General features: G+C 70.4%; 19 protein-coding genes and 1 pseudogene. 15 read left to right on the top strand and 5 right to left on the bottom strand.

From position 1 onward, the window contains the following. Nucleotides 1–108: 108 nt before the first annotated feature. The 4 genes from ACZ499_RS09870 to ACZ499_RS09855 all read left to right on the top strand — a co-directional run bounded on the left by ACZ499_RS09870 (nucleotide 109) and on the right by ACZ499_RS09855 (nucleotide 3,222). Entirely contained in the window at nucleotides 109–1,581 is a 1,473-nt protein-coding gene (locus tag ACZ499_RS09870) for an asparagine synthase-related protein (RefSeq protein WP_468673518.1), read from the top strand. Then, entirely contained in the window at nucleotides 1,578–2,324 is a 747-nt protein-coding gene (locus ACZ499_RS09865) for a class I SAM-dependent methyltransferase (protein ID WP_468673517.1), read from the top strand. Before ACZ499_RS09870 ends, ACZ499_RS09865 begins: the two co-directional genes overlap by 4 nt. Nucleotides 2,325–2,549: 225 nt before the next feature. Further along, nucleotides 2,550–2,825: a hypothetical protein gene (locus ACZ499_RS09860; RefSeq protein ID WP_468673516.1), complete on the top strand. Its 276-nt coding sequence runs from the start codon at nucleotides 2,550–2,552 to the stop codon at nucleotides 2,823–2,825. Nucleotides 2,826–2,832: 7 nt separating this feature from the next. Then, nucleotides 2,833–3,222 carry a hypothetical protein gene (locus ACZ499_RS09855; protein WP_468673515.1) on the top strand — a complete coding sequence of 130 codons (390 nt, stop codon included), beginning with the start codon at nucleotides 2,833–2,835 and terminating at the stop codon, nucleotides 3,220–3,222. A 247-nt stretch (nucleotides 3,223–3,469) separates the two neighbouring features. Here the strand turns inward: ACZ499_RS09855 and ACZ499_RS09850 are convergent. Continuing rightward, nucleotides 3,470–3,640, bottom strand: a pseudogene (locus ACZ499_RS09850) (tyrosine-type recombinase/integrase); the annotation flags it as partial. Nucleotides 3,641–4,208: 568 nt separating this feature from the next. Further along, complete coding sequence (locus ACZ499_RS09845) at nucleotides 4,209–5,414, bottom strand: helix-turn-helix domain-containing protein (protein WP_468673514.1); 1,206 nt, start codon at nucleotides 5,412–5,414, stop codon at nucleotides 4,209–4,211. A gap of 381 nt (nucleotides 5,415–5,795) precedes the next feature. On the opposite strand from ACZ499_RS09845, the gene ACZ499_RS09840 reads away from it, so the two are divergent. After that, on the top strand, nucleotides 5,796–7,127 hold the full coding sequence (locus ACZ499_RS09840; RefSeq protein WP_468673513.1) for a nitrate/nitrite transporter: 1,332 nt from the start codon (nucleotides 5,796–5,798) through the stop codon (nucleotides 7,125–7,127). Between the two features lie 135 nt (nucleotides 7,128–7,262). Then, nucleotides 7,263–8,402: a uroporphyrinogen-III synthase gene (locus ACZ499_RS09835; RefSeq protein WP_468673512.1), complete on the top strand. Its 1,140-nt coding sequence runs from the start codon at nucleotides 7,263–7,265 to the stop codon at nucleotides 8,400–8,402. 12 nt (nucleotides 8,403–8,414) lie between these two features. Here the strand turns inward: ACZ499_RS09835 and ACZ499_RS09830 are convergent, their stop codons facing one another. Both ACZ499_RS09830 and ACZ499_RS09825 read right to left on the bottom strand, forming a co-directional pair. Then, on the bottom strand, nucleotides 8,415–8,831 hold the full coding sequence (locus tag ACZ499_RS09830; protein ID WP_468673511.1) for a PIN domain-containing protein: 417 nt from the start codon (nucleotides 8,829–8,831) through the stop codon (nucleotides 8,415–8,417). Nucleotide 8,832: 1 nt separating this feature from the next. Beyond that, nucleotides 8,833–9,051, bottom strand: coding sequence for a type II toxin-antitoxin system VapB family antitoxin (locus ACZ499_RS09825; RefSeq protein WP_468673510.1), 219 nt, complete (start codon nucleotides 9,049–9,051; stop codon nucleotides 8,833–8,835). 169 nt (nucleotides 9,052–9,220) lie between these two features. Here ACZ499_RS09825 and ACZ499_RS09820 point away from each other — a divergent pair, with 169 nt between their 5' ends. The 6 genes from ACZ499_RS09820 to ACZ499_RS09795 all read left to right on the top strand — a co-directional run bounded on the left by ACZ499_RS09820 (nucleotide 9,221) and on the right by ACZ499_RS09795 (nucleotide 16,236). Continuing rightward, a complete protein-coding gene (locus tag ACZ499_RS09820) occupies nucleotides 9,221–9,787 on the top strand; it encodes a CGNR zinc finger domain-containing protein (protein WP_468673509.1) in 567 nt (188 codons plus the stop codon). Between the two features lie 128 nt (nucleotides 9,788–9,915). After that, nucleotides 9,916–10,479 carry a sigma-70 family RNA polymerase sigma factor gene (locus ACZ499_RS09815; protein WP_266980145.1) on the top strand — a complete coding sequence of 188 codons (564 nt, stop codon included), beginning with the start codon at nucleotides 9,916–9,918 and terminating at the stop codon, nucleotides 10,477–10,479. Further along, on the top strand, nucleotides 10,476–11,240 hold the full coding sequence (locus ACZ499_RS09810; protein ID WP_468673508.1) for an anti-sigma factor family protein: 765 nt from the start codon (nucleotides 10,476–10,478) through the stop codon (nucleotides 11,238–11,240). Before ACZ499_RS09815 ends, ACZ499_RS09810 begins: the two co-directional genes overlap by 4 nt. A 105-nt stretch (nucleotides 11,241–11,345) precedes the next feature. Beyond that, on the top strand, nucleotides 11,346–13,757 hold the full coding sequence (locus ACZ499_RS09805) for a HelD family protein (RefSeq protein WP_468673507.1): 2,412 nt from the start codon (nucleotides 11,346–11,348) through the stop codon (nucleotides 13,755–13,757). 393 nt (nucleotides 13,758–14,150) lie between these two features. Next, on the top strand, nucleotides 14,151–15,566 hold the full coding sequence (locus ACZ499_RS09800) for an NAD-dependent malic enzyme (protein WP_468673506.1): 1,416 nt from the start codon (nucleotides 14,151–14,153) through the stop codon (nucleotides 15,564–15,566). A 388-nt stretch (nucleotides 15,567–15,954) separates the two neighbouring features. Then, nucleotides 15,955–16,236, top strand: coding sequence for an HU family DNA-binding protein (locus ACZ499_RS09795; RefSeq protein WP_015033921.1), 282 nt, complete (start codon nucleotides 15,955–15,957; stop codon nucleotides 16,234–16,236). A gap of 435 nt (nucleotides 16,237–16,671) precedes the next feature. Here ACZ499_RS09795 and murA read toward each other — a convergent pair whose 3' ends face one another. Further along, entirely contained in the window at nucleotides 16,672–18,012 is a 1,341-nt protein-coding gene (murA, locus tag ACZ499_RS09790; protein ID WP_385547045.1) for a UDP-N-acetylglucosamine 1-carboxyvinyltransferase, read from the bottom strand. Nucleotides 18,013–18,279: 267 nt separating this feature from the next. Here murA and ACZ499_RS09785 point away from each other — a divergent pair, with 267 nt between their 5' ends. The 3 genes from ACZ499_RS09785 (at nucleotide 18,280) to ACZ499_RS09775 (ending at nucleotide 20,990) form a co-directional block, all read left to right on the top strand. Next, the gene (locus tag ACZ499_RS09785; RefSeq protein ID WP_385547048.1) at nucleotides 18,280–18,840 is read left to right on the top strand and encodes a YqgE/AlgH family protein; all 561 of its coding nucleotides are present in this window, start codon (nucleotides 18,280–18,282) and stop codon (nucleotides 18,838–18,840) included. Between the two features lie 30 nt (nucleotides 18,841–18,870). Next, the gene (locus ACZ499_RS09780) at nucleotides 18,871–19,164 is read left to right on the top strand and encodes a DUF3039 domain-containing protein (protein WP_100578609.1); all 294 of its coding nucleotides are present in this window, start codon (nucleotides 18,871–18,873) and stop codon (nucleotides 19,162–19,164) included. Nucleotides 19,165–19,334: 170 nt separating this feature from the next. After that, nucleotides 19,335–20,990, top strand: coding sequence for a beta-N-acetylhexosaminidase (locus ACZ499_RS09775; protein WP_468673505.1), 1,656 nt, complete (start codon nucleotides 19,335–19,337; stop codon nucleotides 20,988–20,990). Nucleotides 20,991–21,029: the final 39 nt, after the last annotated feature.

Here is a 21,029-nt window from a genome sequence, read left to right as displayed (position 1 = left end):
GCAACACAGACAGCAATCACAGTGGTCGAGGGCGCCTGTCCGCCGGCCCGCGCCCCCCCCCCCCCCCCCCCCCCCCCCCCCCGCCGCACGACATCGGAAAGGGACGACATGCTGTCGATGCGTTTGCGCCTGACCGATCTCCAGGATCCCAAGTGGAGGTCGCAGGGCGGCCGTTGGATCAACGGCGAGAGTTGGATCGAACCCGCGAACGTGTCCACGCTGGTCATGGAGGTCAACGACGACCAGGCGCCGCGCGTACGGGTCCGCGTGAAGGAGTGCAAGCGGGACGAGGCTGACTTCGTCGAACTCACTATGGAGCCCGGACAAGCCCGCCTGGCGGCAGGCGTCTTCGGCACAGCGCCGCTCTATCTGACAGAGAAGGCCGGCGAGCTGCACGCGTCATGGGACCTTACGATGCTGCGACCGCATCTACGGGCTGACCGCCTGGTGTCGCGCGTCGTCGCCCGAACGCTGACGAGGCAGCACCGTTACACGTCCGAGACGCTGTTCGAAGGCGTCTACCGCCTCACCGAGCGTGCATCGGCCACGTTCACCACCTCGGGACTCAGCATCCACTATCCGAAGCCTGCCGAACACGTCCTTGAGCCGCGTACGCTGCGGCCCGGTGTTGATCCACTCGCGGCTCTGGATGAGTTGCTGACCGACGTGATCCGCCAGGCGCCGACAGCAACTGGATGCGTGGGCGTCGAGCTGTCCGGCGGCGCGGACTCCGGGAATGTCGCCCTGGCTGTGAAGGCCGCTCGCTTCCCTGAGGTGCACAGCTTCGGCCTGCTGGTGGGAGGAGGCACCGGCAGGCAACAGAGCGAGCGACGTCGGGCCTTTGCGGAGCACTGCGACTTCCGGGACACAGCCACCCGCGCCATGCAGCACCCGCCCTTCTGCCTCGGAGGCGTACGAGCCCTGCACAAGCCGCACGATCCGGCGGGAGCCTTCTACCAGGAGGCGTTCGACGTCGTACGCGAGCAGGCAGCCGCCCGGCGGTGCGCGGTCATGTTCACGGGCAGCGGTGGGGACGAGATCAACGCCCACCACTCCAGGACGCAAACCGAACTGCCGACGCCGGAACCCGTGCCGTGGCTCGGCAGCAAGGCTGTCCGAGCGCTCGCCGAGGTGAACGAGCACCTGGCCCCTATTCCGGTGCTGCCCGTGCCGACCCTGATGGCGTTCGGGATGCACAACCCCGGATTTCTCCGGACCGGAATCTGGCCGGTGAGCCCGTTCGTACACCCGCGGATCGTGCGGTTCATGGAGCAGCTACCGCACGAGCACAAGCGCGGCAAGGCGTTGTTCCGCGAGCGGATCCGGCGGGCCGGGCTGCCCGAGTGGGTGGCCGCGCCGACCGAACCGGAGAACTTCCTGGCCGTCCTGGAGAAGGGACTGCGGTCCTACGGTTTGCCCGTTCTGGACGACATGCTGAAGGAGTCCATCCTGGTGGACCTCGGCTACGTTGACGGCAAGGTTCTCGCCCAGGTGCGGAGGAACGCCGACTCCGCGCCGGTCGTCCCCGATCTGCTGTGCGATGTACTCGCCCTGGAGGTCGGGCTGCGAAGCCTCATGTGACCAGCCCCGACACGGAAGCCGAGCACGTGGAAGCCACCAACCTCCTGTACCGCGATCCGGCACTCTGCGACGTGGTCCAATCCGACAGCACCAGCGCCGGAATGAGCCAGACCCTGATCGAGCTGCACCGGCCGGACGCCCGGACCCTGGTCGACTTCGGATGCGGTACCGGGCGGGACCTGGAGATCCTGGCCAAGCGCTTCGAGTGCATCGGCGTGGACCTTCAGCCCGGCATGGTCGACTACGCCCACCAGGCCCGGCCGGGCCTGGACGTTCGTACCGGCGACATGCGCACCGTGCGACTCGGCAAGCGCATGGACGTGGTGACCTGTATGGGCAACAGCCTCGCCTACGTGCACGACAACGAGGCGATCAGCCAGGTCTTCGCCACCTTCGCGGCACATGCTCGGCCAGGAGCGCTGCTCGTGCTGTGTTCCCCCGTCGCCCCGATCACCCGGACCGAGCCGACCACTGCCACGGTGGCCACTCCGAGAGGCCCCGCCACCGTCACCATCCGCCACACATGGGACTTGCGGACCCAGATCAACACCATGCATCGGCACTGGGTGCTCCCCTCGGGCGACGAGGCGCGAGACGAGATCCGCAGGCGCGTCCTGTTCCCCCGCGAACTGGAACGCTACGCGGAGGGTGCCGGCTTCGATGTCCTGGACATGAGGGACGGCGCAGATGGAGGGCTCACCGGCCCAACCGCGTACACGGTGGCCCGACAAACTCCGCGGTGACCGGCGGGGCGAGAAATGGCACCAGTGCCAGCCGCCCGACTCCTGACGGCAGTAGTGACGGCAACACCCATGGATTCCCCCGCACAACCACGGACACCAGCGGAACCCGAAACCACCGCTGATCTGCGAATACGCAGATAGAGAGGGGCCGCGCAGCATACGTACTATGTACTCGCTGGTGCCACTCCGGTCCTCGTTTACAATCCTGGCGGATGCCCGGAGTTTGTGCCGCGCAACGAGAAGGCTGGCGATCTCGGCGGTAAATACACTGAGGGGCAATCGACTCGGGACCCGGCGTCGCAGTGGTATCACGAAGAGCTCAGCAACAAGGATCTTCTGGATGGAATCAACAATGCCGCAGAGGGGGAAGGAATTCTTGTCTCCCGTGGCGGGACGATTCTCGGAGGCCACCACCGCTGGGACGAACTCCAGACCAGAATCAAAGACGGGCGTATCGATCCAGGCACGCCAATCCTTATCGACGTCCTCGGCGGGGAGTAGTTCTCTGATGTCTATGATTCATTCGACTGACCTTGACTTTCGTGTGTGTCAGATCAGTTTCGATACGCTGCTTGAGATCCAATTGGAGGCAGAGGATCGAGGCTGGGCGACGCGGTGGACCTCGGTGGACGCAGTCCGCAGTCAGGTCAAAGAAGGAGCCGTCGTCCTCCAGTCGCTGATGCGCGAAGAGCGAGGAGGGATTCTGCGGGCGTACCGATGCCTCCTGCTGTTCTCGGCCGTAGGTGACGGCGATGCTGGCGGAATTGCCACGATCGACCTTGATCCGGCGAGGTTCGAATCGCTGGAGCGGATAGATCGAGACCCGGACGTTCGGAAGGTGCTTGTCCGGATGTTCTCGCTTGCGGCGGGCGGGATTTCGACGGTCTCGAAAAATTAGCGAGATCCGTTAATATCCAAAATTTGGCGTGATTGCGGATCGGGTCGGAAAATTCCCGTTTCTCCAGGTGGGATGCTGGCCTCCGAAATGCGGTTAATAGCTCAGAGATAACCCCCAGAGGCCCCACCCGAATGTGTCTCGGGTGGGGCCTCTGGGGTTTCTGGCGGCAGTAGTTGACGGCAACGTCAGCGGACGGTGGATCCGACGAGGGGTGGATCGTCGCGGGAGTGCCGGTGATCTCGGCGGGGTTGCGGAGGGCATGGCCGAGGGTGTCGATGGCGTCGCGCTGGAGGCGGAGTCGGACGTGGGTGTAGACGGTGGCGGTGACGCCGATGTGGGCGTGGCCGAGGAGTTCCTTGATCACGACGAGCTCGACGCCCTGTTCCAGGAGCAGCGTGGCGGTCGAGTGCCGTTTGTCGGCCCGGGGCGACACACCCGAGGCACCGGCACGGTGGCCACGCGGATGTGCGTTCCGGGATCTGGGGGCCGGTCATCTGGATCGTGCGGAGCGGTTCCCACGTCTCTGGCCGCTGTCTCGTGAGACCCGGAGGGTCAGTACCGTCTGCGGCTGCCGCCGTCCGTCCGTGCTCACCGTGGTTGCCCCGGCTGATCCCACGCAATGCCCGAGTACTCGTGGAAGTGCAGCCCGTCGTGTCCGTCCCCCAGCGTGCAGTTGCGGGCCGGATTGTCCGGCGCTGGTGTCCAGCACAGGCCAAGGCCGACCGGCTTGTCCTTGGCTGCATCAGGCGGCTGCTCTGTGGTGTGGCTTGTCCTGTTCACCGGCCCAGCACCCCATCCAGCCGACCCGAATCCGCGTCGATCCCGTGCTCAGGCGGATTGGGCATGCGGATAGTGCAGCGCGGCATGGCGATGCTCCTTGTCAGCTGTGGCCATGCCCCCGGACCGGTCGCGCGACCGCGGAGGCTCTCGTCGGCTCATGCTGCTGCGACGCGAGGCCCGCGAGTTTCACGGCTTGTGAAACATGGTCACGTGACGCCGAGCCAGGCGGCGAACCCCGACAGCGACTCCTTGGTGCGGCGCTCCTGCTGGATCAGGGTCAGGAACGTCTCGCGTACCTGCGGGTGGTTGCGGGTCTGCTCCGGGGCTACCTTTCGGGCGGCCTGCAGAGCGGCCAGCGCCTTCTCGCGGTTGCCGTGGTCCAGCCACCCCTTCGCCGCGTCCATGTACCAGTGGCCCGCTCGTACTGGCGCCACGGTGGTGGGCAGACGGACGTGGTGGGTCAGACGTGCGACTTCCGGGCCATCGTGCAGTTCCACCGCCGCCCCGAGCTGGTGCATCGCCACGTTCGTGGGGCCGAATTCCAGGCCGTAGTGGTGGGTGTCGCGGCCGAGGAGGCGGGCGGTGTCCGCTGCGGCGTCCAGGTGCGCATGAGCGCCGGCGGCGTTCCCGGCCCGCGCCGCGAACACGGCCGAGCGCAGGTGTACCGCGCCGTGCACGCTGAGCGCGGCCGCGTCCATGCGCCCGACATCCTCGCCCAGGTCGTGACGTACGCGGTCCAGAAGCCGTAGGCCACGGTCGTACGCGGCGGCCTGGAAGAAGAGCGTGGCGCGCTGCCACTGAGTGCGGCTGATGCGCAGGGAGTCGTGGGACTCCCCAGCCGCCCACTGCACCCGGTCCATCGCCTGGGATCGCAGGTCGAACAGGCCGACGGTGTACGCGATCGCCGTCACCCCCGAGTACGCCTCGGCCAGGAGGCCGAACAACCGTTGCCGGTCTGCTCCCTCCGCCGCGTGGCAGGCGCTCGACAACTCGTCGAGCAGCGGCGGCAGCATCTGGCCGAGCGCCGCGTACCGGCCCGCCCGGCCGAGCGCGGAGGCGCGTGCCACATCGGCGGCCAACTCGGCCCGGGAGCGAACGGGCACGTCCTCCTCGGGCAGGTCCCACGACAGCATGGCCGTCTGGATGTCCGGGACCGTCGCATGCACCCGGCCCCGCTGCGGGTCTTCGTACGGCTGCCCGGTGAGCTGGTCCAGGCGGACGCCGAGCGCGCGGGCGGCACCGGCGGTGAGCGAGGGGGTAGCCGGTTTGTGACCCCGCTCGACCTGGGCGATCAGGGACTTCGAGCACGGGATGCGCTGGGCGAGCTGGAGTTGGGTGAGGCCGCGGGCCTTGCGCGCTCTGGCGATGCGCCGCCCGATGCGGTCCGGGGTGCTGTCGTCGGCGTACGGCATCCTGAAACCCTTCGGATCTCGATACGCCGACGTTACTCCTGGCTGCCGCTGGAGGCTGCGGATCGGCCCCGGCCCTCGGCGAGCGGGCCATGCCCAGGCGTCAGCCCGTGCCCCTCCCCGCTGTGCGACTGCGGACGCCCCCTGTTCCGTCACCCGCGCCCCGCCGTGAAGAGTTGCCGCGCAGCAACGGGGGCGGGCCTCACCGCGCGGCCCCTTCCCCCGTGAACACAAGGTTGCCCGGCGGTCACGCGGCGGCACGGGGGTGAAACCCGGTCTCCCTACCGTCGGTGTCCGGAAACAGTCATCGAGCAGTCGCAGTCATCAGGGACCGGCCCGTGCGCCGCACCACCGCGCTACGACCCGTCGATCAGGGAGGCGTCAATGAACGGCCGTTGGATCGAAGTGTGGGATCCGGAGGACGAGGTCTTCTGGGAGCGGACCGGGGAGCGGATCGCCCGGCGGAACCTGTGGTTCTCCGTGTTCTCCGAGCACATCGGGTTCTCCATCTGGACCATGTGGTCGGTGATGGTCCTGTTCATGGGGCCCAAGTACCACGTCGACCCCGCCGGGAAGTTCTTCCTGATATCGACCGCCACCGCCGTCGGGGCGCTCGTGCGGATCCCGTACACCTTCGCCGTCGCGAAGTTCGGTGGCCGGAACTGGACCATCTTCAGCGCGCTGTCGCTGCTGGTGCCCGCGGGCGCCGCGTACGCCGTGATGGAGCCCGGGACCTCGTACACCACGTTCATGCTCGTCGCCGCGCTCGCCGGGATCGGCGGGGGGAACTTCGCCTCCTCCATGACCAATATCAATTCCTTCTTCCCGTTGCGGAAGAAGGGGTGGGCTCTGGGGCTCAATGCCGGCGGGGGCAACATCGGCGTGCCTGTCGTGCAGCTCATCGGGCTGCTCGTCATCGGGACCGCCGGGGCCACCCACCCGCGCATCGTGCTCGGCGTGTACGTGCCGCTCATCGTGGCCGCGGCCATCGGCGCCGCGCTGAAGATGGACAATCTGGCGCCTGTGAAGAACGACACCGGGGCCGCCCTGGAGGCCGTGCGTGACCGGCATACGTGGATCATGGCGCTGCTGTACGTCGGGACCTTCGGGTCGTTCATCGGATACAGCTTCGCCTTCGGGCTCGTACTCCAGACCCAGTTCGGGCGCACCCCGCTGCAGGCCGCATCGCTCACCTTCATCGGGCCGCTGCTGGGCTCGCTGATCCGGCCCGTGGGCGGGGCGTTCGCGGACCGGTTCGGAGGGGCGCGGATCACGCTGTGGACGTTCGCCGCGATGTCGGCCGCGACCGGGGTGGTGATCTTCGCATCCGTACAGAAGTCGCTCGGTGTCTTCCTCGTCGGGTTCATCTCGCTCTTCGTGCTCAGCGGGCTCGGCAACGGCTCCACGTACAAGATGATCCCGGCGATCTTCCAGGCCACGGCCGTGTCCAAGGGGATGGAGGGCGAGACCGCGGCCGCTTACGGGCGGCGGCTCTCCGGGGCCGCCATGGGGCTGATCGGCGCCGTCGGCGCGCTCGGCGGGCTCGCGATCAACCTCGCCTTCCGCCAGTCGTTCATGAGCAATGGCACCGGAACCGCCGCCTTCGTTTCCTTCCTCGCCTTCTACGCGCTCTGTTTCACGGCCACTTGGGCGGTGTACCTTCGCCGTCCGGCCGCCGCGGCCGCACCCTCCGAGCCCGTATACGCCGAGGTCTGACGAGGTCTAATAGGACACAGGGAGCGCGCCGCGGCCGTCCTCGCCGTAACACCGGGGACACGCGCGCGAACCGGGCCTGTCACGCGGGGTTGACAGGCTCGGTGCGAACCGCCGCAGCACCCCGGTTGGAGAGCCATGGTCGACACACAGCACGGACCCCTCGCCGGGTTCACGGTCGGAGTCACCGCCGCCCGCCGCGCCGAAGAGCTGGGGGCGCTCCTGCAGCGGCGCGGCGGTGCGGTGGTGCAGGGGCCCGCCCTGCGGATCGTGCCGCTCGCCAACGACAGCGAGCTGCTCTCGGCCACCAAGGAGCTGATCGACGAGCCGCCGCACATCGTCATCGCCACCACGGCGATCGGCTTCCGCGGCTGGGTGGAGGCCGCCGACGGCTGGGGGCTCGGCGAGTCGCTGCTCGCCCGGCTCGGCGCCACCGAGCTGCTCGCGCGGGGGCCGAAGGCGAAGGGCGCGATACGGGCGGCCGGGCTCACCGAGGAGTGGTCGCCGTCGTCCGACTCGATGGCCGAGGTCCTGGACCGGCTCCTGGAGCAGGGCGTCGAGGGCCGCCGGATCGCCGTCCAGCTGCACGGCGAACCGCTGCCCGGTTTCGTGGAGGCGCTGCGGGCCGGCGGCGCCCAGGTCGTCGGGGTGCCCGTCTACCGGTGGCTGCCGCCCGAGGACCTCGGCCCGCTCGACCGGCTGCTCGACCTCACCGTGACGCGCGGGCTCGATGCGCTCACCTTCACCAGCGCGCCCGCCGCCGCGTCCCTGTTCTCCCGGGCCGAGGATCGCGGGCTGCTCACCGAGCTGCTGGGCGCGCTCGACCGCGATGTGCTGGCCGCCTGCGTCGGGCCGGTCACCGCGCTGCCGCTGCAGGCGCGCGGGATCAAGACGGTGGCGCCCGAGCGGTTCCGGCTCGGGCCGCTGGTCCAGCTGCTCTGCTGCGAACTGCCCGCCCGGGCGCGGGCGCTGCCGATCGCCGGGCGCCGGGTGGAGATCCGCGGCCACGCGGTCCTGGTCGACGGCGAGCTGCGGCCCGTCCCGCCCGCCGGGATGTCGCTCCTGCGCACCCTCGCCGCCCGCCCCGGCTGGGTGGTCTCGCGTGCCGACCTGCTGCGCGCCCTGCCTGGCTCGGGCACGGACGAGCACGCCGTGGAGACCGCGATGACCCGGCTGCGTACCGCGCTGGGCGCCCCCAAGCTCATCCAGACCGTGGTCAAGCGCGGCTACCGGCTGGCGCTCGACCCGGGGTCGGACGCGAAGTACGGCGACGGCTGAGGGGGTTGGGGGTCAGCGGGGCACTTGGTGGACGTTGTGCTCCGCGACGTCCGTCAGGAGACTCGCCGCGGCGGCGAAGTCCTTGTCGTCGTGGAGGACGACAAGGCCGTGGTGTGCGGCCGTCGCGCACAACAGCCAGTCGACGACCGACAGGCTCTGGTGGCGGCCGCGCTGGGCCAGCCGGTACTGCGCCGTCTCGATCCACTGCCAGGCGCTCTTCGGGACCGGCGCATCGCGGTACAGGGCGCTGAACATGTCGGTCATCGCGTCGTACTCGTCGAGGTTCCGCGCCGAGCGGCGGAACTCCGTGCGCTGGGGATGGCACGAGCCGATGCTGCCCTCGTCGATCTCGTGGCCCCAGGCCTCGTTGAGCCGACGGTCGCGCTGGAGCCGCCAGACGGCGGTCGAGTCGATCAAGTAGCGCAGCATCTCAGGCGGTGCCCTTCTCGGCCGCGTGCAGGCGCCAGAAGCTCTCCTCGTCCCATTCCTGCGCGAGTCGGAAGTGCTTGAGGCGGGCCTCGGTGCGGCGCCTGCGCTCGGCGTACTCGCGCAGGGCGAGGTTCACCGTCTCCTTCTTGGTGCGCGCGCCGGAGAGCCGCATGGCCTCGGCGAGGGCCTCGTCGTCGATGTCGATCTGTGTGGCGGACATTCCGGCCTCCAAGCATGGCGACATAGGCTTGATACAAAGGTAGACCATAGTACATACAAAGCGCGGCCCCGTGCCGTACCGCCACCCCGGCAGGAGGGCTTCCGGCGTCGCCGCCGGGCGGGCACTCTGGAGGCACGGCACTCACCGGTAACCCCCAAGGCGGTGGCGCATGTTGCGGTTCGACTCCGGGCGGATCTGTCTGGATCTGGTGGCGACCGGGGCGTACGACAGTGATCAGCTGGACAGCGCAGGGAGGCTCGGGCAGTGGCTCGTCGGCGCCGGGCTCGTGCCGGCCGGCACCCCGCTGCCGGGGGCCGACAGCGCGTGGCTGCTCCGGTTCGCCGAACTGCGCGACCACATCGGACAGTTGGTCCACGCCGAGCTCGGCGGCCGGGGCGGTGCGGCTGCCGCGGCCCTGGAGCGGGTCAATGCCCTGGCCGCCGCCGCACCCCCGGGCGTACGTGCGATCCGGGGCGCCGACGGACGGCTGGTGCGCACCCTCAGCGGCTCCCCCGACTGCACCGCGCTGCTCGCCGTGGTCGCCCGGGACGCGGTGGAGCTGCTCACCGACCCGCAGGACCGGTCCCGGCTGCGCCAGTGCGAGGGCGACAACTGCTTCCGGCTGTACTTGGACACCTCGCGCGGACGGCGGCGCCGCTGGTGCTCCAGCGAGGTGTGCGGCAACCGGGAGCGGGTGGCGCGGCACCGGCGGCGCACCGCGGCCGCGGCTTTGTGAAACCGCTCTGGCCACTCCGTAAACAAAAAATCTCGCGCCGGTTTGAATGGTTCAGGACAACCGCCCGTATGGAGGGGTGAGCCGGTACGCGACCCGCGCGCCGGCAGGGTCTCGACCGGGAGGTTCTGGTGCGCAAGGATGCCGCCGTGGCCGATGACCGTCCGCAAGGCGCCCGGCACCGCTCTGTTCCCGACGAGGAGCTGATGCGGGCGCTCTATCGGGAGCACGCGGGACCGCTGCTCGCGTACGTGCTCCGTCTCGTCGCCGGCGACCGCCAGCGGGCCGAGGACGTCGTGCAGGAGACGCTCATCCGTGCCTGGAAGAACGCCGGTCAGCTCAACAGAGCTACCGGTTCGGTCCGCCCCTGGCTGGTGACGGTCGCACGGCGCATCGTCATCGACGGCCACCGCAGCCGGCAGGCCCGGCCGCAGGAGGTCGATCCGTCGCCGCTGGAGGTCATGCCCGCGGAGGACGAGATCGACAAGGCGCTGTGGCTGATGACGCTCTCGGACGCGCTCGACGACCTGACGCCCGCACATCGCGAGGCGCTGGTCGAGACGTACTTCAAAGGACGTACGGTCAATGAAGCGGCCGAGGCGCTGGGCGTGCCGAGCGGGACCGTCAGGTCCCGCGTCTTCTACGCCCTGCGCTCCATGAAACTCGCGTTGGAGGAACGGGGGGTGACGGCATGACCACGCCGGAGTACCAGTCCGAACACGAGGCGGTCGCGGCGTACGCGCTCGGCATCCTCGACGACGCCGAGGCCACCGCCTTCGAGGCGCACCTGGCGGGCTGTGACCTGTGCGCGGCCGAGCTCGACCAGCTCGGCGGCATGGAGTCCCTCCTCTCCACGCTCAAGGAGTTCCCCGGCCCCGCCGACCGCCCGCTGCGCCCGGCCCCGCCGAGCATGAGCGAGCGGCTCATCGACGAGGTGGCGGCGCAGCGCGCCAGGCGCAGGCGCCGCACCACGTACCTGGTGGCGGCCGCCGCCGCGCTGATCATCGGCGGTCCGGCGGTCGCCGTGGTGGCCACCTCCGACGGCTCCAGCGGCACCACCGCGAGCCAGCCGGCCGAGCCGCACCCGACCAGCCCCGCCGAGGACGCCTTCTTCAACCACATGACCCAGAAGGTGGCGGCGACCGACGCGACGACCGGCGTCAGCGCGACCGTCGGCACTGAGAAGAAGGGCTGGGGCACCCACACCGTTCTGCAGCTGAAGAACGTGAAGGGCCCGCTGAAGTGCAGCCTCATCGCGATCGGCAAGGACGGCGAGCAGGAGACGGTGACCACCTGGGCGGTGCCCAAGTGGGGGTACGGGATCAAGGACAGCCCGCGCAAGGAGTCGGAGTACCCGCTGTACGTGCACGGCGGTACCGCCATGAACCGGGACCAGATTGACCATTTCGAGGTCCGCACCCTCGACGGCAGGGCCCTGGTGGACGTCCCGGCCTGACCGGCAGGTGATCTCCGCCCGATCACCGGCCGGTCACCGCCTGACAGACCGGCCCCCTTCGCGTACGGTTGACGGCTGCCCAATGCACGTCAGAAGGGGGCCCCGGTGGCCGCGCAGGAAGCTGCTGTCGACTCGGTCAGAGACCGTGAGATCGGAGTCGAACAGGAACACCTGGACAAGGTGTACCGCCGCCTGGAGGAGAAGATCCACGAGGCGGAGTTCCTGATGAACGACGCCGCCCAGCGCGGCCAGGTGGGAACACCCGGAGCGCTGGCGGAGAGGGACGCCCAGGTCTTCAGGGCCGGGATCCACCTCAACCGCCTCAACAACGAATTCGAGGACTTCCTCTTCGGCCGGATCGACCTGCTGCTCGGCAAGGACGGCAAGAAGGGCCCCGACGGGGCCTACACGGCCGTGGAGCCCGCCGAGGAGGCCGTACGCGAGAGGGAGGGCGGCAAGTACGCCGAGATCGCCGAAACGCTGCACATCGGCCGTATCGGCGTTCTCGACTCCGACTACGCGCCGCTGGTCATCGACTGGCGCGCACCCGCCGCCGCGCCGTTCTACCGCTCCACGCCCGTCGACCCGGGCCGGGTGGTGCGCCGCCGCGTCATCCGCTCCAAGGGCCGCAAGGTGCTCGGGGTCGAGGACGACCTGATGCGCCCGGAGCTGACCGCGACGCTCGACGGCGCCGAGCTGGCGGTGATCGGCGACGGCGCCCTGATGGCCGCGCTCGGCCAGGCCCGCAGTCACACCATGCGGGACATCGTCGCCTCCATCCAGGCCGAGCAGGACCTGGTGATCCGGGCGCCCGCCGCGTCCGTCACGTACGTCGAGGGCGGCCCCGGCACCGGCAAGACCGCCGTCGCGCTGCACCGCGCCGCGTACCTGCTCTACCAGGACCGCCGCCGTTACGCGGGCGGCATCCTGATCGTGTCCCCGACCCCGCTGCTCGTGGCGTACACCGAAGGCGTGCTGCCCTCGCTCGGCGAGGAGGGCCAGGTGGCGATCCGCGCGGTCGGCAACCTGGTCGACGGCGCCGAGGCCACGGCGTACGACGACCCGGCGGTGGCCAGGATCAAGGGCTCCTCCCGGATGCTCCATGTGCTGCGCAAGGCGGCGCGCGGGGCCCTGGAGACGGCGGACCCGGCGCGGGGCAGGACCCGGCGGGGCAACCCGGCCCGGGGCTCCGCGCCGCAGGACAACGGCCAGCTCTCGTTCGGCGAGGAGCCGGCGGCCGAGCAGACCGCGGTGACCCCCACCCGGCTGCGCGTCGTCGCCTTCGGCCGGCGCGTCGAGCTGGAGGCCGAGGAGCTGCGGCGGATCCGGCACGCCGTGCTCAGCGGGACCGCCCCGGTCAACCTGCTGCGCCCGCGCGCCCGCAAGCTGCTCCTGGACGCCCTGTGGAGCAGATCGGGCGCGGCCGGGCGGCACACGGACCCGGAGCTCGCCGCCGAGCTGCGGTCCTCCTTCGACGACGACATCACCTCCGAGGACAGCTTCATCGCGTTCCTGGACGCCTGGTGGCCCGAGCTCACCCCGCGCGGGGTGCTCGCGGCGATGGGCGACGAGCGGCGCCTGGGCCGCTGGGCACGGCGGGACCTGACGCCCGGCGAGACCCGGCGCCTGGCCCGTTCGCTCTCCCGGCTCGACGCCACCGGCCACGGGCCGCTGTCGGTGCACGACGTGGCGCTCCTGGACGAGCTCCAGACGCTGCTCGGCACCCCGGCCAAGCCCAGGAAGAAGCGCGAGTACGACCCGCTGGACGCGCTCACGGGCCTTGAGGAGCTGATGCCGCAGCGCGAGGAGACCCAGCGCGAGCGCGCGGAGCGGCTGGCGCTGGAGCGCACCGAGTACGCGCACGTCATCGTCGACGAGGCGCAGGACCTCACGCCGATGCAGTGGCGCATGGTCGGCCGCCGGGGCCGCACGGCCACCTGGACGGTCGTCGGGGACCCGGCCCAGTCGTCCTGGTCCGACCCGGACGAGGCGGCCGCCGCGCGCGACGAGGCGCTGGGCTCCCGCCCGCGCCGCCGCTTCGAGCTGACCGTGAACTACCGAAATCCGGCCGAGATCGCGGAACTGGCCGCCCGGGTGCTGGCGTTGGCGATGCCGGGCATGAAGTCCCCGGCGGCGGTCCGCTCCACCGGCGTCGAGCCGCGCTTCGCGGTCGTACGGGACGACCTCGCCGAGTCCGTACGGGAGGAGGCGGCCCGTCTCCTCGACCAGGTCGACGGAACGGTCGGCGTGGTGGTCGCCATGCGGCGGCGCGAGCAGGCGGCGCGCTGGCTGGCCGGTCTCGGCGAGCGCGTGGTGGCGCTCGGCAGCCTGGAGGCGAAGGGGCTTGAGTACGACGCCACGGTGGTGGTCTCCCCGGCGGAGATCGCCGACGAGTCGCCCGCCGGGCTGCGCGTGCTGTACGTGGCGCTCACCCGGGCCACCCAGCAGCTCACCGTGATCTCCGGCGAGCGCGACGAGCCGGACGCGGACGGGGTGCCTGACCTGCTGCGGGACTGAGCGCGGAGAAACGGCGAAAAATACGCCGGGGTCAACTCGCGATGCTTGAATCACTTGCCGGGGTGGTTTGTTAGCCTGGGTACGGCACCGGCTCGATCCAAGCCCCCGGGCCCAACCTTAGTCGCTTCGAGCGACCACTTGCCGCGAGGCGAGCATGGCGGGCCGGTGTCTTAACGTGAGCGACAGGCCCACGTCATCTGCGGATGGCGTGGGCCTGTTGTAGTTTTCGGGGCTTCCGCCGATCGATCACCTCTCGTATGGTGGAAAGTGTTTTCCGGAATCATTGGCGCGTTACCGGCTACCAGCCAGTAGGTGCGAACATCGGATGGCGCTGACCGGCAACAGTCGGGGCGGCGTCAGCAACGAAGCTAGGGAAAGCAGAGGAACCCGGTCATGGCAACGGCGCCCAGCGTCTCGTACTCGATGACGGTCAGGCTGGAGGTGCCCGCCAGCGGTACGGCGGTCTCCCAGCTCACCACGGCCGTGGAGTCCTCCGGCGGTTCGGTCACCGGCCTCGACGTGACCGCCTCCGGCCACGAGAAGCTGCGGATCGACGTCACCATCGCGGCCACCTCCACCTCGCACGCCGACGAGATCGTCGAGAAGCTGCGCGGGATCGAGGGCGTCACCCTCGGCAAGGTCTCCGACCGTACGTTCCTGATGCACCTCGGCGGCAAGATCGAGATGCAGTCGAAGCACCCCATCCGCAACCGTGACGACCTCTCGATGATCTACACCCCGGGTGTCGCCCGGGTGTGCATGGCGATCGCCGAGAACCCCGAGGACGCCCGCCGCCTCACCATCAAGCGCAACTCCGTCGCGGTCGTCACCGACGGCTCGGCCGTCCTCGGCCTCGGCAACATCGGCCCCAAGGCCGCGCTCCCGGTCATGGAGGGCAAGGCGGCCCTCTTCAAGCGGTTCGCGGGCATCGACGCCTGGCCGCTCTGCCTGGACACCCAGGACACCGACGAGATCGTCGCGATCGTCAAGGCGATCGCCCCCGGCTTCGCGGGCATCAACCTGGAGGACATCTCCGCGCCGCGCTGCTTCGAGATCGAGGCCCGGCTGCGCGAGGCCCTCGACATCCCCGTCTTCCACGACGACCAGCACGGCACCGCGATCGTGGTGCTCGCCGCGCTGACCAACGCGCTGCGCGTGGTGGGCAAGGGCATCGGTGACGTACGGGTCGTCATGTCCGGTGCGGGCGCGGCCGGTACGGCCATCCTCAAGCTGCTGCTGGCGGCCGGCGTGAAGAACGCGGTCGTCGCCGACATCCAGGGCGTCGTCCACTCGGGCCGCGCGGACCTGGCCGGCGCCGACGGCGACTCCGACATGGCGTCGCTGCGCTGGATCGCCGAGAACACCAACCCGGAGGGCCTGACCGGGTCGCTGCGCGAGGCCGTGGTCGGCGCTGACGTCTTCATCGGCGTCTCCGCCCCCAACGTCCTGAACGGCGACGACGTGGCCGCGATGGCCGAGGGCGGCATCGTCTTCGCGCTCGCGAACCCCGACCCCGAGGTCGACCCGGCCGTCGCGCGCCAGAGCGCGGCCGTGGTGGCCACCGGCCGCTCGGACTTCCCGAACCAGATCAACAACGTGCTGGTCTTCCCCGGCGTCTTCCGCGGCCTCCTGGACGCCCAGTCGCGCACGGTCAACACGGACATGATGCTGGCCGCCGCGACCGCGCTCGCGAACGTGGTGACCGAGGACGAGCTGAACGCGAACTACATCATCCCGTCGGTCTTCAACGACAAGGTCGCGGGCGCGGTGGCGGGCGCGGTGCGCACGGCGGCCCAGGCCGCGCTCTAGGCACGTCGGGGGCGCGCGACGTGGGGCTGTGACCGGCCCCACGTCCGCCTGTCGTACGGCGCGTCGCGGGATGCGGGGCTGTGGGGCCGCCCGTAGGGTGGCGGACCATGAACCCGCATCCGCCCCTGCGGTTCCAGCGAGTCCCCAGGGAGTCGACGGAGCGTCACCACGACGGGGCTGTGGCGCTTTTCGTGTGACTCCGGAGGGTGCCGGATTGGCTTTCCCGCCACAGGTGGGGGCAGGATGCGTAACCGGGCGCGAGGGTCCGACACGGACCCGGGTCCGGGGACTGTCCGAGGGCCCTGGCAGCATCGGCTTCGCTGTACCCAACATGCGGCTTCCGCCGCGTGGCACGCCCCACAGGCAAGAAGAACACGGGAGTAAGAACATGAACCGCAGTGAGCTGGTGGCCGCGCTGGCCGACCGTGCCGAGGTGACCCGCAAGGACGCCGACGCCGTTCTGGCCGCTCTCGCCGAGACGGTCGGCGAGGTCGTCGCCAAGGGCGACGAGAAGGTCACCATCCCCGGCTTCCTGACCTTCGAGCGCACCCACCGTGCCGCTCGTACCGCTCGTAACCCGCAGACCGGCGACCCGATCGACATCCCGGCCGGCTACAGCGTGAAGGTCTCCGCGGGCTCGAAGCTCAAGGAAGCCGCGAAGGGCAAGTAAGCGCCCCTGGCAGGCCGCTTAGCTGAAAGACGAAGGGCGGCCACCCCCGTGGAGGGGGGTGGCCGCCCTTCGGCGTGGCCCGGCCCGGTGTTCGTCTGCGGGTTGTGTGTGGCGGGTCGCGCAGTTCCCCGCGCCCCTGAATGCGCCCCTTCGGGGGCGCCCAGGGGATGTCGCGCAGCGGCACTCAAGGGGCGCGGGGAACTGCGCGACCAGCCCAGGACGGCCCGCAGGCGAAGGGAGACCCGGGGCGCAGCCCCGAAGCGGGGACGGGGGCGCAGCCCCGGCGGGGGTACTGGGGGCGGAGCCCCCGTGAGCGGGGTGCGGGGGCCGCAGGCCCCGCGAGGGGGTCCGGGGCGTAGCCCCCGGGAAACAACTCCGCCCCCTCCCACCCCCCCCGGAGGGTTTGGGGAAGGGGCGGGATGGGGGCGGCTACGGTCAGCTCAGGGCGCCGTTGGGGAGCTCCACCTTCGCTCCCAGTTCCACCAACTTCTCCATGAAGTTCTCGTAACCGCGGTTGATCAGGTCGATGCCGTGCACCCGGGACGTCCCCTGGGCGGCCAGCGCGGCGATCAGGTACGAGAAACCGCCCCGGAGGTCCGGGATCACCAGATCGGCGCCCTGGAGCTTCGTGGGGCCGCTCACGACCGCGGAGTGCAGGAAGTTGCGCTGGCCGAAGCGGCAGTCCGAGCCGCCCAGGCACTCGCGGTACAGCTGGATGTGCGCGCCCATCTGGTTGAGCGCCGACGTGAAGCCGAGCCGCGACTCGTACACCGTCTCGTGGACGATGGACAGGCCCGTGGCCTGCGTGAGCGCCACGACCAGCGGCTGCTGCCAGTCGGTCTGGAAGCCGGGGTGCACGTCCGTCTCAAGGGCGATGGACTTGAGCGAGCCGCCGGGGTGCCAGAAGCGGATGCCCTCGTCGTCGATCTCGAAGGCGCCGCCGACCTTCCGGTACGTGTTCAGGAAGGTCATCATCGACCGCTGCTGGGCGCCGCGGACGTAGATGTTGCCCTCGGTCGCCAGCGCGGCGGACGCCCAGGAGGCGGCCTCCAGCCGGTCCGAGAGGGCGCGGTGCGTGTAGCCGCCGAGCTTGTCGACACCGGTGATCCGGATCGTCCGGTCGGTGTCCATGGCGATGATCGCGCCCATCTTCTGCAGTACGCAGATGAGGTCCTCGATCTCGGGCTCCACGGCGGCGTTGGAGAGCTCGGTCACACCCTCGGCCAGCACGGCCGTCAGCAGGACCTGCTCGGTCGCGCCCACCGACGGGTACGGCAGCCGGATCTTGGTGCCGCGCAGCCGCTGCGGGGCCTCCAGGTACTGGCCGTCGTCGCGCTTCTCGATGGTCGCGCCGAACTGTCGCAGCACCTCGAAGTGGAAGTCGATCGGCCGGCCGCCGATGTCGCAGCCGCCCAGGCCCGGGATGAAGGCGTGGCCGAGCCGGTGCAGCAGCGGGCCGCAGAGCAGGATCGGGATGCGCGACGAACCCGCGTGCGCGTCGATGTCGGTGACGTTCGCGCTTTCGACGTGCGACGGGTCGAGGATCAGCTCGCCCGGCTCGTCGCCGGGGCGGACCGTGACGCCGTGCAGCTGCAGCAGGCCGCGTACGACGCGTACGTCGCGGATGTCGGGCACATTGCGCAGCCGGCTCGGGCCGCTGCCGAGCAGGGCGGCGACCATCGCCTTCGGCACGAGGTTCTTCGCGCCGCGGACGCGGATCTCGCCCTCCAGCGGGGTGCCGCCGTGGACAAGCAGTACATCGTCTGTGCCGGTCATGAATCTCGCGTTCCGGAATCGTCGGACAGGGGGCCAGGGAAAAGGGTAAGGGGCTTCTACCCATGTCCTGTAAGGCCAAGGGGGGTTCGCAACAGTAATGAATTCGCCACAACACGCTCCGCTGAGGTGAGTTCGGCGGAGGGTCACCACTGGAGCGGCCGCCCGGGCACGGACTGTGCACACCGCAGGACGGTGGCCGAAAAGCCCGTGCGCCCCATTGCTGCCGTGCGCTCCCCCCAGGAGGCGAAGATGCGGGATCATGTCCGCATGACCGAGGTGTCCTCGCTCACAGGGCGGCTGCTCGTCGCCACCCCCGCCCTCGCGGATCCGAACTTCGACCGCGCGGTGGTGCTGCTCCTCGACCACGACGAGGAGGGCTCGCTCGGTGTGGTCCTCAACCGTCCGACCCCGGTGGGCGTCGGCGACATCCTGGAGCCGTGGGCGTCCCTGGCCGGTGAGCCCGGGGTGGTCTTCCAGGGCGGCCCGGTCTCCCTGGACTCCGCGCTCGGCGTCGCCGTGATCCCCGGTGACGAGGGTCCGCTGGGCTGGCGCCGGGTGTACGGGGCGATCGGCCTGGTCGACCTGGAGGCGCCGCCGGAGCTGCTCGCCGCCGCCCTCGGCTCGCTGCGGATCTTCGCCGGGTACTCGGGCTGGGGCCCGGGCCAGCTGGAGGCCGAGCTGACCGACGGGGCCTGGTACGTGGTGGAGTCCGAGCCGGGCGACGTCTCGTCCCCGGAGCCGGAGTCCCTGTGGCGGGCGGTGCTGCGCCGCCAGCGCAGCGAACTGGCGATGGTGGCGACGTACCCGGACGACCCTTCGCTGAACTGATGCCGCCGCGCTTCAGTACGCTAGGAACTTATGAGCACTCTTGAGCCCGAGCGCGGGGCAGGTACGGGGACCCTCGTAGAGCCGACACCGCAGGTGTCGAACGGCGACGGCGACCACGAGCGCTTCGCCCACTACGTCCAGAAGGACAAGATCATGGCGAGCGCGCTCGACGGGACCCCCGTCGTCGCGCTCTGCGGCAAGGTCTGGGTGCCGGGCCGTGACCCGAAGAAGTACCCGGTCTGCCCGATGTGCAAGGAGATCTACGAGTCCATGGGCGCCGGTGGCGACAAGGACAAGGACAAGGGCGGCAAGGACAAGAAGTAGGTCCTGCCGAGCCCCCTTCTCGGCCCGGAGTTCGTCTGCGGGCGGCGGGGGCTGGTCGTGCCCACGCGGCGGAGCCGCACATGTCACGGTCCCGCGCCCCTCAAGGGCGTACGTACGGCCCCCAGGGTGTGCCCTCGGGGCCGTGCGCGTTGCGTCTACCGTGTGGCCTCATGGCCGTGACTTCCGCAGACCTGATCCCCGCGCCGGTCTCCGTCGACGGCCCCTGGCGCCGTGTCTTCGTCCTGGGCCCGGACACGGCCCTGGTCGCCGCCCCCGGCACCGAAGGCGTCGCGCGCTGGCTGCGCTCCACCCTGGGCGCCGCGCTCGCCCGTGAGCTCCCGCCGGGGGAGGCGGGTACGCCGGGGGCCATCGTCCTCCGTATCGACTCCGGCCTCGCCCCGGAGGCGTACCGCCTCAGCGTCACCCAGCGCGTCGAGATCGTCGGCGGCAGCGCGGCCGGGGTGTTCTGGGGCGCGCAGACACTGCGTCAACTGCTCGGCCCCGACGCGTACCGCAAGGCGTGCGCGGACCCGGGCGCCCGGTACGGCATCACGTGGCAAGTGATCGAGGACGCGCCCCGGTTCGCCTGGCGCGGTCTGATGCTGGACGTTTCACGCCACTTCATGCCCAAGGACGGGGTGCTGCGCTACCTCGACCTGCTCGCCGCGCACAAGCTCAACGTCTTCCACTTCCACCTCACCGACGACCAGGGCTGGCGCATCGAGATCAAGCGCTTCCCGAGGCTGACGGAGGTCGGCGCCTGGCGCGCGCGGACCAAGTACGGCCACCGCGCCTCGGAGTTGTGGGACGAGATGCCGCACGGCGGCTTCTACACCCAGGACGACATCCGCGAGATCGTCGCGTACGCCGCCGAGCGGCATATCTCCGTGGTTCCGGAAATCGACATCCCGGGCCACTCGCAGGCGGCCATCGCCGCCTACCCGGAACTGGGCAACACCGACGTCATCGACACGACCCGCCTCTCCGTCTGGGACACCTGGGGCGTCAATCCGAACGTACTCGCCCCCACTGACAACACCCTCCGCTTCTACGAGGGAGTCCTGGAGGAGGTGCTCGCCCTCTTCCCCGCCACGACTTCGCCGTTCGTCCACATCGGCGGCGACGAGTGCCCCAAGGATCAGTGGAAGGCGTCGCCCGCCGCCCAGGCCCGTGTCAAGGAGCTCGGGCTCGCGGGCGAGGACGGGCTCCAGTCCTGGTTCATCCGCCACTTCGACCGCTGGCTGACAGACCGGGGCCGCCGCCTCATCGGCTGGGACGAGATCCTGGAGGGCGGGCTGGCGCCCGGCGCGGCCGTCTCCTCCTGGCGCGGCTACGCGGGCGGCATCGAGGCCGCGCGGGCGGGCCACGACGTCGTCATGTGCCCCGAGCAGCAGGTCTACCTGGACCACCGGCAGGCGGCCGGGCCCGACGAGCCGATGCCCATCGGATACGTACGGACCCTGGAGGACGTCTACCGCTTCGAGCCCGTGCCGCCCGAGCTGACCGAGGCCGAGGCGCGGCACGTGCTCGGCACTCAGGCCAATGTCTGGACCGAGGTGATGCAGGACCAGGCACGCGTGGACTACCAGGTGTTCCCCCGGCTCGCGGCGTTCGCGGAGGTGGCGTGGTCGGCGCTGCCCGCCCCCGCCGCACGCGATTTCGCCGGATTCGAGCGGCGAATGCGGTCGCACTACGCCCGACTTGACGCCCTCGGCGTCGCCTACCGGCCCCCCGGCGGCCCGTTGCCCTGGCAAAAGCGCCCCGCCCCCGAAAAGATGAAAGGCAGTCTCGGACGCCCGATCGACGGGTCGCCCCCAAACGTGTGAGCCGGGGCGCAAGAGGGGGTCGGGCGGCCCGGGAGCCTG

It is taken from the genome of Streptomyces sp. NPDC031265 (assembly GCF_055570295.1).
The sequence above is the reverse complement of the archived record's forward strand: the minus strand, read 5'-3'. Positions and strand labels throughout refer to the sequence as shown.